15 protein-coding genes and 2 tRNA genes are annotated in these 14,773 nt (G+C 54.6%); 4 read left to right on the top strand and 13 right to left on the bottom strand.

Annotated features, from left to right (window positions below; all coding sequences use genetic code 11):
- The first annotated feature begins 159 nt into the window (after positions 1-159).
- Positions 160-384 carry a hypothetical protein gene (locus tag FKG94_RS06250; protein WP_142903334.1) on the top strand — a complete coding sequence of 75 codons (225 nt, stop codon included), beginning with the start codon at positions 160-162 and terminating at the stop codon, positions 382-384.
- Position 385: 1 nt separating this feature from the next.
- Here FKG94_RS06250 and FKG94_RS06245 read toward each other — a convergent pair.
- The 11 genes from FKG94_RS06245 to thrS form a co-directional block, all read right to left on the bottom strand.
- Positions 386-462, bottom strand: a tRNA-Pro gene (locus FKG94_RS06245).
- Positions 463-653: 191 nt separating this feature from the next.
- Positions 654-1,016 carry a MerR family transcriptional regulator gene (locus FKG94_RS06240; RefSeq protein WP_142903333.1) on the bottom strand — a complete coding sequence of 121 codons (363 nt, stop codon included), beginning with the start codon at positions 1,014-1,016 and terminating at the stop codon, positions 654-656.
- Positions 994-1,302: an integration host factor subunit alpha gene (ihfA, locus tag FKG94_RS06235; protein WP_142903332.1), complete on the bottom strand. Its 309-nt coding sequence runs from the start codon at positions 1,300-1,302 to the stop codon at positions 994-996. Before ihfA ends, FKG94_RS06240 begins: the two co-directional genes overlap by 23 nt.
- Positions 1,303-1,318: 16 nt before the next feature.
- Positions 1,319-3,694, bottom strand: a complete 2,376-nt coding sequence (gene pheT, locus FKG94_RS06230) for a phenylalanine--tRNA ligase subunit beta (protein WP_142903331.1) — start codon at positions 3,692-3,694, stop codon at positions 1,319-1,321.
- 109 nt (positions 3,695-3,803) lie between these two features.
- Positions 3,804-5,129 carry a UDP-glucose dehydrogenase family protein gene (locus FKG94_RS06225; protein WP_142903330.1) on the bottom strand — a complete coding sequence of 442 codons (1,326 nt, stop codon included), beginning with the start codon at positions 5,127-5,129 and terminating at the stop codon, positions 3,804-3,806.
- Between the two features lie 410 nt (positions 5,130-5,539).
- On the bottom strand, positions 5,540-6,592 hold the full coding sequence (gene pheS / locus FKG94_RS06220) for a phenylalanine--tRNA ligase subunit alpha (RefSeq protein ID WP_142903329.1): 1,053 nt from the start codon (positions 6,590-6,592) through the stop codon (positions 5,540-5,542).
- Positions 6,593-6,790: 198 nt separating this feature from the next.
- Positions 6,791-7,156, bottom strand: coding sequence for a 50S ribosomal protein L20 (gene rplT / locus FKG94_RS06215; RefSeq protein ID WP_142903328.1), 366 nt, complete (start codon positions 7,154-7,156; stop codon positions 6,791-6,793).
- A gap of 83 nt (positions 7,157-7,239) precedes the next feature.
- The gene (rpmI, locus tag FKG94_RS06210; protein ID WP_142903327.1) at positions 7,240-7,434 is read right to left on the bottom strand and encodes a 50S ribosomal protein L35; all 195 of its coding nucleotides are present in this window, start codon (positions 7,432-7,434) and stop codon (positions 7,240-7,242) included.
- A gap of 75 nt (positions 7,435-7,509) precedes the next feature.
- On the bottom strand, positions 7,510-8,049 hold the full coding sequence (gene infC, locus FKG94_RS06205) for a translation initiation factor IF-3 (protein WP_142903326.1): 540 nt from the start codon (positions 8,047-8,049) through the stop codon (positions 7,510-7,512).
- Between the two features lie 657 nt (positions 8,050-8,706).
- A complete protein-coding gene (locus tag FKG94_RS06200) occupies positions 8,707-8,934 on the bottom strand; it encodes a hypothetical protein (protein ID WP_142903325.1) in 228 nt (75 codons plus the stop codon).
- A 120-nt stretch (positions 8,935-9,054) separates the two neighbouring features.
- Complete coding sequence (thrS, locus tag FKG94_RS06195) at positions 9,055-10,989, bottom strand: threonine--tRNA ligase (protein ID WP_142903324.1); 1,935 nt, start codon at positions 10,987-10,989, stop codon at positions 9,055-9,057.
- A gap of 218 nt (positions 10,990-11,207) precedes the next feature.
- Between thrS and FKG94_RS06190 the strand changes: the two genes are divergently transcribed.
- The 3 genes from FKG94_RS06190 to FKG94_RS06180 all read left to right on the top strand — a co-directional run bounded on the left by FKG94_RS06190 (position 11,208) and on the right by FKG94_RS06180 (position 13,489).
- The gene (locus FKG94_RS06190) at positions 11,208-12,443 is read left to right on the top strand and encodes a tyrosine-type recombinase/integrase (protein WP_142903323.1); all 1,236 of its coding nucleotides are present in this window, start codon (positions 11,208-11,210) and stop codon (positions 12,441-12,443) included.
- A 423-nt stretch (positions 12,444-12,866) separates the two neighbouring features.
- A complete protein-coding gene (locus FKG94_RS29435) occupies positions 12,867-13,115 on the top strand; it encodes a type II toxin-antitoxin system Phd/YefM family antitoxin (RefSeq protein WP_142903322.1) in 249 nt (82 codons plus the stop codon).
- A 2-nt stretch (positions 13,116-13,117) separates the two neighbouring features.
- Positions 13,118-13,489, top strand: a complete 372-nt coding sequence (locus FKG94_RS06180; protein ID WP_218943450.1) for a type II toxin-antitoxin system death-on-curing family toxin — start codon at positions 13,118-13,120, stop codon at positions 13,487-13,489.
- Positions 13,490-13,541: 52 nt separating this feature from the next.
- Here the strand turns inward: FKG94_RS06180 and FKG94_RS06175 are convergent.
- Together FKG94_RS06175 and FKG94_RS06170 are read right to left on the bottom strand one after the other, a co-directional pair.
- Positions 13,542-13,618, bottom strand: a tRNA-Val gene (locus FKG94_RS06175).
- 48 nt (positions 13,619-13,666) lie between these two features.
- Complete coding sequence (locus FKG94_RS06170) at positions 13,667-14,764, bottom strand: Wzz/FepE/Etk N-terminal domain-containing protein (RefSeq protein WP_142903320.1); 1,098 nt, start codon at positions 14,762-14,764, stop codon at positions 13,667-13,669.
- Between the last annotated feature and the right edge of the window lie 9 nt (positions 14,765-14,773).

Below are 14,773 nucleotides of genomic sequence, written 5' to 3'. Positions count from 1 at the left end.
GGGCGTTACACAGCTCTCACGGCCGCCGTCCTAAATTCAAGTCCCCCCGATGATTTGTGGTAAAAATGCAAGGGCTATTTCAACTGGCTTCAGGAAACACATGCACAAAAGGTCAGAGCTGCTCGAGTCCGCCAAGCCATCCTCCCTGGAAGCATTCGCATGTCCAAATTTTTCGGGGAGGCCGGCGTACCTCTGGCAGAAATCAAAGAGGCCATGCGACACAGCAACATCAAGGAGACGGAGAAATACGCCCATCTGGCCAAGGGGACGGCGGCCAAAGTGGTGTCGGTACTGGATGGCGTGCAACGAACGCACACTGGTAAAACGGGCACGTCTCGCGATGTGTTACTGGTAGAGAAATTACTAATGGAATCAAGGTGCTAGATGGTCGGAGCGGCCGGATTTGAACCGACGACCACCACACCCCCAGTGTGGTGCGCTACCAGGCTGCGCTACGCTCCGAATAGGCTAAGCTCGGCCGGGAGGCTCCGCTTGCTTTTTATAACTCACTATCTTGATAACTTATTGATTTGCTTAGAAATCAACCCCTATGAGGGAGGCCAAAATAATAACTGATCGGGTCCGGATTGCAAGCGGTTTTTCAGGTACCGAAACGAGATCGGAAGCTGTTGGAACGACCCGATGCCGGCACCTCAGGAATCCATACGCAGAACCTGCAACACCTCTTCCAGCTCATTGACCATCTGACTGACCAACTGATTGAACTGACTGGCATCCTGCTTGGCACTCTCGCCGTTCATCTGCTGGCGGGCACCGCCGATGGTAAACCCCTGATCATAGAGCAGCGCGCGAATCTGGCGGATGGTCAGGACATCCTGGCGCTGGTAGTAACGGCGGTTGCCGCGGCGTTTAACGGGCTTTAGCTGAGGGAATTCCTGCTCCCAATAACGCAGGACGTGGGGCTTGACCGCACATAACTCGCTGACCTCACCGATGGTGAAATACCGTTTGCCGGGAATGACCGGCAGCTCGTCATTGTTGCTTGGTTCCAGCATATGCCTCGACTCGCGCCTTTAGCTTTTGTCCCGGTCGAAAAGTTACCACACGCCTGGCGGTGATAGGGATTTCCTCGCCCGTCTTCGGATTGCGGCCCGGGCGTTGGCGTTTGTCCCTTACCTCGAAATTGCCAAAACCGGACAGTTTTACCTGTTCGTTATTCTCCAGGGCTGAACGAATTTCTTCGAAAAACATCTCCACCAGCTCTTTGGCTTCGCGTTTGTTGAGGCCAAGCTCTTCATACAGCTTTTCGGCCAAGTCCGCCTTGGTCAGCGCCTGTGTCATTGGTCAGAGGCCCTTATTATCTGAGAGTAGCGTTAAATTCCACCTCCAGGCTTCTAACCACCGCATCCATAGAGGCGTTAATCTCATCCTCAGTAAGAGTGCGGGAAGGATGCTGAAACGTCAAGCCCAAAGCAACACTTTTTCTATGTGGATCAATGCCTTTGCCCACATACAGGTCAAATACCTTTAACTCTCGGAGGTAATCCCCGGCCTTTTTGGAGGCAACCTTGCGTAAAGTCTCAACCGGTTGCGATTGGTCGACAATAACGGCTATATCGCGGCGAACTTCGGGGAACTTGGACAGTTCCCGGAACTTTGGCAGCCGTGCCTCCCGCAATGCCGATTGGGCGATCTCAAACAGGAAAATCGGCTGTGATAAACCCAAAGACTGTTGTATTTGTGGGTGAATGGTGCCGATATAACCCACCTCGGTACCATTGTTCAGGATCGCGGCCGACTGGCCGGGATGCAGGGCCGGGTGGGCTGCACTGACAAAGGAAAACGCCACTTCATCGCCGGTTAGGGTCAACAATGACTCAAGATCGCCTTTCAAGTCATAAAAATCCGAGGGGTCCGCTTCCTGCCCCCAGTTTTCAGCGTGGCGCTGGCCGTATATCACACCCGCCAGTACGGGTTCCTGCGCCAGGCCACGCGAACCGGGTACGAAGCGCAAACCGGCCTCAAACAAACGCACACGGCTTTGTTGACGGTGGATATTGTGCAGCACGGCTTGCACCAGACCGGCCCACAAGGTAGTGCGCATCACCGCCATTTCGGCACTGATCGGGTTCTGCAGTGTGACCGGCTCTGCCTGGGGATCAAGCAGTTTGAGCAAAGCGGGATCAACAAAACTATAAGTAATTGCTTCCCGATAGCCTCTGGCAATTAGCTGCTGGCGCAGCGCAGCCAGTCCCCGCAGTGTTTCCGGTTGTGGTTGAATGCGCATTTGACCGCTGAAACTGGTGGTGGGCAGGCGGTTGTATCCGTAGATCCGGGCCAGCTCTTCTAGCAGGTCCTCCTCCAGAGCGATATCGAACCGGTAACTGGGAATGCCGAACGTCCAACCCTGCGCATCGCCGTCGAGTTGTGTCAGACCCAGACGGCTGAGGATATCGACAACATCCGCATCGTCCATGGCGAAACCGAGGCCATCGTGGATACGCTCACGACGCAGTGTTACCCGACGTTCTGTGGGTACCTCCTCTGCCAGTTCGGTCACTGTTACCGGCCCCGGTGCCCCGCCGACGATATCCAGCAACAGTTGCGTGGCGCGCTCCACCGCCTGCTCCTGCAGGCGAAAGTCGACTCCCCGCTCAAAGCGGTGAGAAGAGTCGGTGTGCAAACCATAAGCGCGCGCCCGACCGGCAATGGCAATGGGATCGAAAAATGCACTTTCCAGGAAGATGTCCTTAGTGCCGGCACCCACGGCGGTTTCGGCACCGCCCATAATACCGGCCATGGCCACAGCCTTGCCGGCATCGGCAATGACCAGGGTATCGTCACTCAGTTTCACGTCCTGTCCGTCCAGGAGCTTTAACGGCTCCCCAGCGCGCGCCATGCGCACCACAATGCCCTGCTCGAGGGTATTGAGATCGAAGGCGTGCATTGGCTGTCCAAGTTCCAGCAGGACATAGTTGGTGACGTCGACCACCGGATCGATACTGCGCACACCCGAGCGGCGCAGCCGTTCCTGCATCCAGGTGGGACTGCTACGGGAGAGATCGACATTGCGAATAACGCGGCCGACGTAGCGGGAGCAGCGTGCCCCGGCCTCGAGAGTCACCGGCAGAGTGTCATCGATGCCGGGCGACACCGGGGCGATATCCGGTTCGACCACCGGCAGGCGATTGAGCACGCCGACATCGCGGGCCACACCTTTGATGGACAAACAGTCGCCGCGATTAGGCGTGAGATCAAGTTCAATAATGGTATCGTTCAGCCCCAGGAAATCCTGCAATACGGCACCGGTCGGCGCGTCGCCAGGCAGTTCCCACAGACCGCTGGCGTCATCGCCTGCCTCCAGTTCGGTCTGGGCGCATAACATGCCGCAGGATTCAACCCCGCGCAACTTGGCCTTTTTGATTTTGAAATTGCCCGGCAACTTGGCGCCAACGGTGGCAAACGGCACCTTGATACCGGCACGGGCATTGGGCGCGCCACACACCACCTGAGCTACCTCAGCGCCGCCGGCTACCTGACAGACCCGCAGTTTGTCGGCGTTTGGATGCTGCTCGACACTGAGAATCTCGCCCACCACCACGCCGGAGAAAGCCCCTGCCACCGCCTCGGTAGCGTCGACTTCCAACCCCGCCATGGTAATTTGCTCCACCAGTTCGGCGGTGTTGAGGTTCGGGTTGACCCACTCGCGCAACCAGGATTCACTTAACTTCATAAGCTGTCTCGAATTGTTTTGTCACTGGGTTCAGTTCACCATCGTCGGCCCATCACTATCGGTTCACCGCTATCGATTCACCAAGCCGGGCTCACACAGCACCGGAGACTCACCGCCCCCGGCCGATGGAAAAATACTCAATGCCCTTTTCCGCCATCAACGCCGGATCGTAAAGGTTGCGGCCATCGACGATCACGGCATGGGTCAAACGCTGTTTGATTTCCGCAAAGTCCGGTGAGCGGAACTGCTGCCACTCGGTGCAGATCACCAGGGCGTCGGCACCGTCAAGCACTTCAAACGCGCTGCTGCAAAGCTGCAGATCGTCGCGGTCGCCGTAGAGCCGCTCGGCTTCGTGCAGCGCTTCGGGATCAAAGGCGCGCACCTTGGCGCCGGCCGCCCACAGCGCCTCCATCAGGGTGCGACTGGGCGCTTCGCGCATATCGTCGGTGTTGGGTTTGAAAGCCAATCCCCACAGGGCGATGGTTTTGCCCGTGAGGTCATCCCCGAAGCGGATCCTAAGTTTTTGAAAGAGGCGCTCTTTCTGGCGGTCGTTGACGGCATCAACAGCGGACAGCAGTTGCGGCGCGTAGCTGAGGTCCTCCGCAGTCTTAACCAGTGCTTTTACATCTTTCGGAAAACAGGAACCGCCGTAACCACAACCGGGGTAAATAAAATGGTAGCCAATACGCGGGTCGGAACCTATGCCCTGACGCACCTGCTCGATATCGGCCCCCACCTTTTCAGCAATATTGGCCAACTCGTTCATAAAACTGATTTTGGTGGCAAGCAGCGCATTGGCGGCGTATTTCGTCAACTCGGAGGAGCGCACGTCGGTAAAAATCAGCTTGTCGTGGTTGCGGTTGAACGGGGCATAGAGTTCCCGCATCAGCTTCTCGACCCGTGGCGAATCCGTGCCGACAACGATACGGTCGGGTTTCATAAAGTCACTGACAGCCGCGCCCTCTTTTAGAAACTCGGGGTTGGAAGCGACATCGAAGGCTATAGTGGCGGCACGCGCCTCGAGTACCTCTGTCATCGCGCTTTTCACCTTATCTGCCGTACCCACGGGTACGGTCGATTTAGTGACAACCAGCCGATAATCCTGCATATGTTCGGCAACGGTTTTGCCGACTGCGAGCACATAGCGCAAGTCCGCTGAGCCGTCTTCATCCGGCGGCGTTCCCACGGCGATAAAAATGACCTCGCCGTGGTCGACAGCCTCCCGGGCATCGGTGGTAAATGAAAGCCGGCCCTCGGCGACAGCATGCTCGACGACATCCTTGAGGCCCGGTTCGTAGATAGGAATAACGCCGGCGCGGAGACTGGCGACTTTGTCTTTATCGACATCCACACAGCAGACATTATGTCCCACCTGCGCCAGGCAGGCGCCGGTTACCAAGCCTACATATCCGGTTCCAAAAATGGCAATTTTCATCTACATATTCCTAAAAAAAGATAATCCCAAAAAACGACGCCGTGGAGCTGCAGCTACCGAATACAAGAGTTCCTGCAGACAAAGGCCCTCGGAAACAGAAATTCCCACAAAAAAATACCAGTCGCAAGCAACGTCCTTAAAGCCCCCGCGGTTGGCACCTAAGAGTGAGCTTATTAAATGTGCCGAGGGTAGGCCCGGCTCTGCGAGGGGCTTTCAGAAACTCTCGACAGCAGGGATGCTGTCGAGAAGTCCCCAGGGAAGGGTTTACGACGTGTTTCTGAAAGCCCCTCGCAGAGCCGGGCCGATCAAGTGGCACAATCCCTCTTCCAAGCATCAGCCAGGCCCCCTAAAGCGAGCCTCTTTCGCGCCAGCCTTTGGTTTCGACGACTGGCGTTGAAAGCCCGACCAGCCTAAAACTGCTTTAAAAACTTCAAATCATTTTCAAAAAACAGGCGCAGGTCGTTGACGCCATAGCGCAGCATCGCCAGGCGCTCCACACCCATGCCAAAAGCAAAACCGGTATAAACCTGCGCGTCAATACCGGACGCCTTAAAGACATTCGGATGCACCATACCGCAGCCCATTATCTCCAGCCAACCCGTGTGGCTGCAGACCCGACAGCCATCGCCGCCGCAATTGGTGCATTGAATATCCACCTCAGCGGAGGGCTCGGTAAACGGGAAATAAGATGGGCGAAAACGCACCGGCACATCCGCCTCGAAAAATGCCTTGATAAACTGGTCCACCGTGCCTTTGAGATCGGCAAAGCTGATGCCCTTATCGACCACCAGGCCCTCGAGCTGATGAAACATCGGGGTGTGGGTCAGGTCTGAGTCGCAGCGATAGACCCGGCCGGGGCAGACGATGCGGATCGGCGGCTCGCGATTTTCCATGGTTCGCACCTGCACCGGCGAGGTATGGGTGCGCAGTACATAGGACGCCGACGAGTCGGTCTTGCCACTGCGACCCATGGTGGCGGCATCGATATAAAACGTATCGTGCATGGCCCGGGCCGGATGGTGGGCGGGAATATTGAGCGCTTCAAAGTTGTGGTAGTCGTCCTCGATTTCCGGCCCTTCCTCGACGGTATAGCCGGCCACGGCAAACAGGGCCGTCATACGCTCCAGGGTGCGGGTAACCGGATGCAAGCCGCCGCTGTCGCCGCCGCGGCCCGGCAGGGTGACATCGATGGTTTCCGCGGCTAATTTCGACGCCACGGCGGCCTGTTCCAGGCGCTGCTTCGAGGCGGTAATCTGGTCCTGGATACGCTGCTTGGCCCGATTGATCTCCGCCCCTACTTTCGGTCGCTCTTCGGCAGACAGGCGGCCGAGGCCTTTTAGCAAGGCAGTAAGCTGGCCTTTTTTACCGAGATACTCCACCCGCACATGATCGAGTGCCGCCAGGTCATCCGCCTTCTCCACCAGCTTCAGGGCCTGGTCGGTCAGTGTTGACAAATTTTCCATTCACGGTCTCCGCACAAACTGACGGCCTGTTATCGCTTCGAGTGGCGGTCAGCGCTGTATACACTGTGATCTGTAAGCTTTATGAAAAAAGGGAAGAGAACTCAGCAGTCCCCTCCCCTTCCTATCGTACCCGCTTTGGTGACAAACAACGATAACACAAAGCGGGATAATTGCAGTCTGGGCGACCGGCTCCTAAGCCTAAGCGGCGGGAGCCAGGGCTGCTTTAGCCTTATCAACCACAGCCGCAAAAGCCACCTTGTCGTGTACCGCCAGGTCGGCCAGGACGCGGCGGTCCAGACCGATTTCGGCCTTTTTCAGACCGGCGATCAACTGACTGTAGGTCATGCCCAGGGCTCGCGACTGCGCGTTGATGCGGGTAATCCACAGAGCGCGGAAGTTGCGCTTCTTGACGCGACGATCACGATAGGCGTACTGACCGGCTTTGATCACCGCCTGCTTGGCGACGCGGAAGACGCGCGAGCGCGCGCCGTAATAGCCTTTGGCTGCTTTCAAAACCTTCTTGTGACGACGGCGCGCCTCTACACCACGTTTTACACGGGCCATAATTCAATCCTCTTGCTGGCAGGCTCCGGCTGGAGTCTGCATAATCATACGAAACGAAAAAAACTAACGAATGGAAACGGCCGTTATTTGGCCCGCAGCATACGCTCCACCAATGGCTTGTCCGCAGCGTTAATTACGCTGGTACCACGCAACTGACGCTTGCGCTTGGTGGTCATCTTCGTGAGGATATGGCTTTTAAAAGCGTGCTTGTGCTTGTAACCGGCACCGGTTTTCTTGAAGCGCTTGGCAGCGCCACTATGTATTTTAGCTTTTGGCATGAGAAAAACTCCGCATTTGGAAGCCTTTTGGCTTCTAAGTGAATAAACAAAGTAAAGAGGCAGCTAAAAGCCCGGTTACTTTTTCTTTTTCGGGGCAATCACCATGATCAGCTGTCGGCCTTCCATTTTCGGTCGCTGCTCAACGGTGCCCAATTCCTCCAGGTCGTGTTCGATGCGTTGCATCATCTCCATTCCCAGTTCCTGGTGGGCCATTTCGCGGCCGCGATATCTGAGCGATACCTTGGCCTTGTCCCCGTGCTCTAGGAAACGTATCAGGTTGCGCAGTTTGACCTGATAATCTCCCACTTCCGTCCCTGGGCGAAACTTCATTTCTTTTACCTGTTGCTGCTTTTGCTTCTTCTTCGAAGCCGCTCGCGTTTTCTTTATATCAAACAAATGCTTGCCGTAATCCATGACTTTACAGACGATCGGGTCGCTGTCCGGGGCGATTTCCACCAAATCCAGTCCGGCGGCCTGGGCCACCTGCAAGGCCTCTTCCAGTGGTACGATACCGGCCTGTTGGCCTTCGGCATCGATCAGCCGTACCTGTGCGGCCTCAATTTGGTCGTTAATCCGGGCCTTTTTAGACCGCCCTTTCGCATTATCTCGTTTGATAATTGTTGTCTCCTGTCTCGGCTATACCGCCTGTTATACGCCCGGGTTCTTATCAATGGATGACCCGACGCGCTACTCTCAACCACAAAAGCCCCGATCCACGGGGAAAAAGCCACAGCCCCAGAGCTGTCGATGCCCCGGGGTAAAGCGGCTGGTCCTGAGTTATGGCTTGTTTTTCGTCGGTCCGGCGGCCAGTTTGCGCGGGGGCCGTCCAACAGCGAGCCATTCAGTAATGTGACCGCGGATTTTATAGGCGATTTGTGCGTTTCTCAAGTCAGATGTGGCTGCGAAGCCCTTGTTTCTTAAGGAATCTTCTATATTCCGCCTATTTTGTTCAAATAGGGGAGCCTGTGGGATGAAAGATTCGGAGTCACACTGAAATTATTGGCGCAAAATGCGCCTTGCGGGGCGGGAGGTGTGTTCACATGACAAGGTACTCGAACATCGGCTGATTAGTTCTCGAGGTGAGTGCCGGGATTAAATCTGGGCAGGGCGCCGCCAGGTCAGCGGGCAGTTAGCAGATCAACGCCAACAATAAACCAATTCTATTGGTGCTTCTGCCGTGATAAGGTCTTTTGATAGGATTTGTAGGCATCGTAAGCCAGAAAGCCCATAAACCCTAGAAAGCTAATTAACATAACGCCTAACAACGCTGCATTAAGCATCGCTCAACTCCTTCAACAAAGCCTGGATTTGCCGATAGTTCCAAAGCCCGAAACCAATCGCCAGTGTCGATCCCGCGGCCGCCGTGGCCAAAATCCACCCGTTAACTGCCTGATAGTTCTCGACTGCCCAGGCTATCAAAGCAACGAAGACTGCCAGGGCTGCGAAAAACATTTTTTCGTGGAACGCAATTTCGGCCTTAAGTCTATCAGACTTGGACATGATTTGGCTTCCTTGCCTGGGGTCGTTATTTCTTGCCTTGGGCCGCTATTTAAAGGACCGATTCGCCCGCGGCCAACGGATCACAGGCTATTTAAACCATCGTTCTCCGCGACCAATCGCTCAAGACCCTTTCGGATCATAGGGCACTGCCCGCTTCTGCTCCACCTCGGCCGCTAAATGCTGAGCGAAGGCGTCAACGGACATTGAACCCAGGTTGTCACCGGAGAGACTCCTGACCGACACTGTGCCGCTGTCCAGCTCCTTGTCGCCTACCACCAACAGGTAGGGAAGTTTCTGTAAGGTGTGCTCGCGAATCTTGAAGCCGACCTTTTCATTTCTGACATCAGCAATCGCCCGGAAGCCTTTGTTTACCAATGTTTTTTCCACACTGCGGGCGTATTCAGCCTGGTTGTCGGTGATATTCATGACTACGGCCTGTTGCGGTGCCAGCCAGGTGGGAAAGGCCCCCTCATATTGCTCTGTCAGAATACCGATAAAACGTTCAAATGAGCCCAGGATAGCGCGGTGCAGCATCACCGGCACCTGCCGAGACCCGTCCTCGGCGACATACTGTGCATCGAGGCGGCCGGGCATGGAGAAATCCACCTGGATAGTGCCGCACTGCCAGACCCGACCAAGGCAATCCTTGAGCGAGAACTCGACTTTAGGTCCGTAGAAGGCTCCCTCTCCCGGCAGCTCATCCCAGGGCAGGTCTTTGGCATTTAGCGCATCGGCCAGCGCCTGCTCCGCGCGATCCCAGTCCTGGTCGGAGCCGACCCGCTGTTCCGGTCGGGTCGACAGCTTGTAAATCAGCCCCTCAAAACCGAAATCGCGATAGACCTGGTGGAGAAAATCGATAAAGGCGGCCACTTCCGACTGAATCTGCTCTTCGGTGCAGAAGATATGGGCATCATCCTGGACAAAGCCGCGCACGCGCATAATGCCGTGCAGCGAACCCGAGGGCTCATTGCGGTGACAAGAACCGAACTCCGCCAGCCGCAGGGGCAGATCGCGATAGCTGCGCAGGCCCTGGTTGAACACCTGCACATGGCAGGGGCAGTTCATGGGTTTGACGGCGAAGGTTCGCCCGTCGGCATCCAGCATAAACATATCGTCGCCGAACTTGTCGGCGTGGCCGGACCGCTCCCAAAGGCTCAAATCGACCACCTGGGGTGTGCGAATCTCCTGGTAGCCGTGCAGTTCCTGCTGGCGGCGCATGTAGGTTTCGATCGTCTTGTAAATCGTCCAGCCTTTGGGATGCCAGAAGATCATGCCCGGGGCTTCGTCCTGCAGGTGGAACAGGTCGAATTTCTTGCCCAGTTTGCGATGATCGCGCTTTTCCGCCTCTTCGAGGCGATGTAGGTAGGCTTTTAGGTCTTTCTTGCTGGCCCAGGCGGTGCCGTATATACGCTGCAGCATTTCGTTGCGGGCATCGCCGCGCCAGTAGGCGCCGGCCACCTTCATCAGTTTGAAAAACTTCAGCTTGCCGGTAGAGGGCACATGGGGGCCGCGGCAGAGGTCTTCAAAGTCCCCCTGCTTGTAGAGAGAGAGCTCTTCATCGGCGGGGATACTCTCTATGATTTCCGCCTTGTACGCCTCGCCGATACCCCGGAAATAGGCGGCGGCATCGTCCCGCGACAGCACCCGCCGGGTTACCGGATAGTCGGCCCTGGCCAGCACCTCCATTTTCTTTTCAATAGCCGTCAAGTCTTCCTGGGTAAAGGGTCGCTCGTAGGCAAAATCATAGTAAAACCCATCCTCGATGGTAGGGCCTATAGTCACCTGGGCATCGGGAAACAGTTGCTTGACGGCCTGGGCCAGCAAATGGGCAGTGGAGTGGCGTATGACCTCGATACCCTCGGGGGATTTATCGGTCAGGATGGCTAACTGGGCGTCTTGTTCGATCGTATAGGAGGCATCGACTTCTTTGCCATCAACGACGCCGGCCAGGGCCGCTTTGGCAAGCCCGGGGCCTATGTCGGCCGCGACATCGAGGACGGAAACAGGGTGGTCGAAAATGCGTTGAGAACCATCGGGGAGCGAGATTACAGGCATGGGTGTTCCTTAATTTTCAGTGGTGACCCCTACGAAAGGTCACGTGATTGGGGTGTATTGCGTCAGTTCCAAAGGGGCCGGATTATAGACTGAGTGTGTGGCAGTGGCTAGACTTGGAGCAGCAACGGACTTAAACTCGTTTCAAACCAATGGTTTAGTAGGAAATCATCGAGGGGCACCAAGCCCAAAGTCATCGTAGTTAAGGACAACTACCCTGCATGTCAAAACAACATCCGCCGGACAAGGATTTGTCAGTCAACATACAAACCATTCAGTCCGAAAGTGGCACCAGCAACACCGCCTATTACTACCTATTACCAACCGGCGAGAGAATACCTTTGGGCACCGATCGCCAGGAGGCCTCAAAGGCTGCCAGCAAATTGGACCAACAGTTTATCGGACGGTACAACCAAGAAGCATTCCCTCTGAAAACGCCTGGTTCAAGGAAAAATCCACTCTTGGCAACAGTTATCGATAAGTTCTACACGGATCGTATCGCGGAAAAACACCGCAGGGGAAAAATCTCCGCTCGCACAACTGAAGAAAAGCGGTACAAATTGGAAGAATACAAGCAAACCTGGATCAATAGGGATATACAAAGTATCGAGACTCTCGACCTGGCTGAGTTTCTCGAAGGGAAAACCGGGCACGTCCAGGCTAAACACGGCCCGTTACTGCGCGACCTGTTTCGGTATGCTGTTAACAAGGGTTGGATCAAACACAATCCGGCAGCCGAGTTGGAAACCAGAGAACCGGAAGACAGAAGACGTCGGCGTCATACCCTCGAGGGGCTTATGGCGGTGCGAGCAGCAAGCCCCACATGGTTGCAAAGAGCAATTAACGTGGCGCTCTATTCCCTGCAGCGGCGCACCGATCTGGTCGAAATTGATTGCAGGAAACAGATTTCTAAAGAAAAGCAGACTATTGAAATTCTGCAACAAAAGACCAGGCGCTATAAGAGGCCTGTTTATATCGAAATCTCGGCCACCGGCACACTTTGGCAGGCCATCAGCGAATGCCTGGACAGTGGTGTGTCCTGCCCCTACCTGATTCATTACCGACCGCAAAGGCAGCGCCAGTCCCAATTGGCGAGCAAACCGCACCCTTGCGCAGTACTCCCAGCTTATCTTTCCAGGCAGTTCACTAAATACCGCGATAAGTCCGGCGCCTATGATTACATTGTCAATAAAGCTGAACGGCCAACCTTTCACGACATTCGGGCGCTGGGTATTTTGCTGTACTTTAAGGCGGGTTACTCAATCGAGTACATAATGGCACTGGCCGGGCATGCCAAACAGGCGACGACAGATAGCTATGTCAAGGGACATGAAAAAGCGCGGCCCGTTACCGTGCACGCGGGGCTGGATCTGGCCCAAATCTCTCCTGGCTGTATTGACTGGGACGATGCTGGGATTCCTGGTGCTATACAGTCGTTGTTGAACGAAAAAGGGTAACTCTACTATTGCACAACAGTAAAAATAACGGACTTCTTATGGGCTCTGGCCGGTATCATGGGCAACTACGCCAGTGAGCAACCCCGGGTCCACAGTAAAAGACTGCCTGTCAACGCCTGGTCATATGGTCCACACACTCCTGCATATTCCGGCCGAAGCCGAACAGCTATTCCGGCGCAACGTGAACACCCACTCCGACTCAACGTGAACACGCATTCCGGCCCATGGTGAACACTTTGCCGATTTTTCCGGAATGGGTGTTCATCTTCGCCGGAATACGCAACTCCAATACCACAACCTGAAAGTGCGTCTCATCAAGGGCTGGAGGCATGAATTTTTTCTTCATTTAAGCACATAGTCAAATATACATTTAAATGCTATATTCATCTCAAATTATGACCCCTAACCCAGGTAACACACCCCATGCAGAGTTTACTGACCAATAAAACCGCATCCATTACAGAATTTCGCGATCCCAGCAAAGTGATCGACAGTGCAGGAGGCGAGCCGGTTGCCGTGCTCAATCGAAATCGGGTGGTTGGCTATTTCGTGCCAGTAGAGGCTGTCGAAAAGCTGTCCTTTGAATCTACAGGCGCCGGTGAAGCGAAGGCCACTATCAAAAAGCGCAAACCGGCAATAGCCTCAGTGCTGAAGTACTTGGAGGATAAATAACATTGCGGTATTTAACGGCTGCAGATGTTATCGATATTCACGAAGAGGTCATTAACCCCCACGAGCTGCAGGGATTAGCCAAGGACAAGTCCATAGAGGCAGTAGTAGCCCGAATCGAAAACCGGATCTGCTACGGCATGGTGGCAGATGTTTTTGAGCTGGCTGCCTGTTATGGCACTTACATTGCCGTCGGTCACGTTTTCAATGATGCAAATAAACGCACGGCCTTTGCATCTATGGATACCTGCCTTTACTTGAACAACATTGAACTAACTTATGAAACCATAGAGGCTGGCGATATGATCCGCAGGGTTGCTCAAGGAAGGCTTGAGGAATCAGCACTTGCCAATTGGCTCAGGGTTATTTCTACATAAGGCCCGGAATCACCCGGACCCCAAAGCTTAAGTCTATGATTTTGAAGGAAATTGGTAGGCACGATTGGATTCGAACCAACGACCCCCACCATGTCAAGGTGGTGCTCTAACCAACTGAGCTACGTGCCTGGTGCTTAGGGTGGCGAACTTTAGCAATGAATATGGGGGATCGCAAGTTTAATTTTCGGAGGCAACGATAGCCGCTTCTCTCGCCTTGTAGCTTTGAATTCCATGCCGGATAAAGATGGCGACTAAGCCTAGAATAAGGCCGAAGACGACAGCCATTGCCAATATCAGCGTGCTTTTTGGGCCGATGGGCTGAAGCGGAGGGCTGATGGAATCGGAGTAAGTGAATGGGCGAAAATCTGCCACATTGCGGCTGATGCGCTCTCGATCAGCCAGCAAAGAGGCTTTGGCGTCCTGCAATTCTCGTAGACTGGGCACGAAAGCGTCTTGGTTGCGTCGGCGCTCCAGTGCCTGCAGCTCTGACTTTAGGGCTTTTGTTCCCAGAAGATATTGTCGGCTGTTAAACAGGGTGATCTCTACGTTGGCTAAACGGCTAAACTCAGGCTCCTCGATCCCCAGGGAGGTGGCGATTTCAAGAGCTTCACGCACGTCCACAATTTGATCGCTGATTTCGGCGTCGGCTTTGGTGCGGGCTTGGAGAATGGCTAGATCAATGCGTTCAATACTGACATCAATAGCTCTTAGCAATTTGGAGATAGATTTTACTGCTACTTCAGTGGATACGTAGTTCAGAAATGCTGTTAGGCGGTCAGCAATCAAAGCGGGGGTATTTCCCCTAATACTGAGACTCGCAGGTCTATCCTGTTGAGGCGGGGATAAGTCCAGGGAATGTCTAAACCTCAGAAAATCGTCCAGAGATGCATCCTCCAGAGGGGTTGCATCATCAAGGACGAACTGGCTTTTCCAGAATTGTTTTTGAAGCTCAAGGCTTCCCAAACTATCTAAAGCTGAGCGAAAGAATATATTTGGGTCTTGAATATTGACGCCATAGCCCAATTCCTTCCCCCCGTTTCCCGGGGCTACAGGCGCCATTTGAATAGCATCGAGAGGGTATAGGTTTTCCGAAACTTGGTACTGCTTTGGCGTTAATTCAAGGTAAACGAAGGAGGCCAGGAGGCAGAATGTCACTAAAGCCAACAGAATCCACTTGCCCTGCCAAATGACACCAAGCAGGGCTACTAAATCAATCTCATCTTCCGTTTGGGGGCTAATAGGGTACTGTAGACTAGGCTGTTTTTGTGGATGCATAAGCCAGTA

It is taken from the genome of Exilibacterium tricleocarpae, from assembly GCF_007004655.1.
Lineage (GTDB): Bacteria > Pseudomonadota > Gammaproteobacteria > Pseudomonadales > Cellvibrionaceae > Exilibacterium > Exilibacterium tricleocarpae.
The sequence above is the reverse complement of the archived record's forward strand: the minus strand, read 5'-3'. Positions and strand labels throughout refer to the sequence as shown.

Excerpts from the sequence above, each read along its gene's own strand:
- FKG94_RS06240 (WP_142903333.1), bottom strand. The coding sequence starts at position 1,016 with ATGCTGGAACCAAGCAACAATGACGAGCTGCCGGTCATTCCCGGCAAA.
- FKG94_RS29435 (WP_142903322.1), top strand. The coding sequence starts at position 12,867 with ATGCAGAGTTTACTGACCAATAAAACCGCATCCATTACAGAATTTCGC.
- ihfA (WP_142903332.1), bottom strand. The coding sequence starts at position 1,302 with ATGACACAGGCGCTGACCAAGGCGGACTTGGCCGAAAAGCTGTATGAA.
- FKG94_RS06225 (WP_142903330.1), bottom strand. The coding sequence starts at position 5,129 with ATGAAAATTGCCATTTTTGGAACCGGATATGTAGGCTTGGTAACCGGC.
- FKG94_RS06250 (WP_142903334.1), top strand. The coding sequence starts at position 160 with ATGTCCAAATTTTTCGGGGAGGCCGGCGTACCTCTGGCAGAAATCAAA.
- FKG94_RS06200 (WP_142903325.1), bottom strand. The coding sequence starts at position 8,934 with ATGTCCAAGTCTGATAGACTTAAGGCCGAAATTGCGTTCCACGAAAAA.
- rpmI (WP_142903327.1), bottom strand. The coding sequence starts at position 7,434 with ATGCCAAAAGCTAAAATACATAGTGGCGCTGCCAAGCGCTTCAAGAAA.
- pheT (WP_142903331.1), bottom strand. The coding sequence starts at position 3,694 with ATGAAGTTAAGTGAATCCTGGTTGCGCGAGTGGGTCAACCCGAACCTC.
- pheS (WP_142903329.1), bottom strand. The coding sequence starts at position 6,592 with ATGGAAAATTTGTCAACACTGACCGACCAGGCCCTGAAGCTGGTGGAG.
- rplT (WP_142903328.1), bottom strand. The coding sequence starts at position 7,156 with ATGGCCCGTGTAAAACGTGGTGTAGAGGCGCGCCGTCGTCACAAGAAG.
- FKG94_RS06190 (WP_142903323.1), top strand. The coding sequence starts at position 11,208 with ATGTCAAAACAACATCCGCCGGACAAGGATTTGTCAGTCAACATACAA.
- thrS (WP_142903324.1), bottom strand. The coding sequence starts at position 10,989 with ATGCCTGTAATCTCGCTCCCCGATGGTTCTCAACGCATTTTCGACCAC.
- FKG94_RS06170 (WP_142903320.1), bottom strand. The coding sequence starts at position 14,764 with ATGCATCCACAAAAACAGCCTAGTCTACAGTACCCTATTAGCCCCCAA.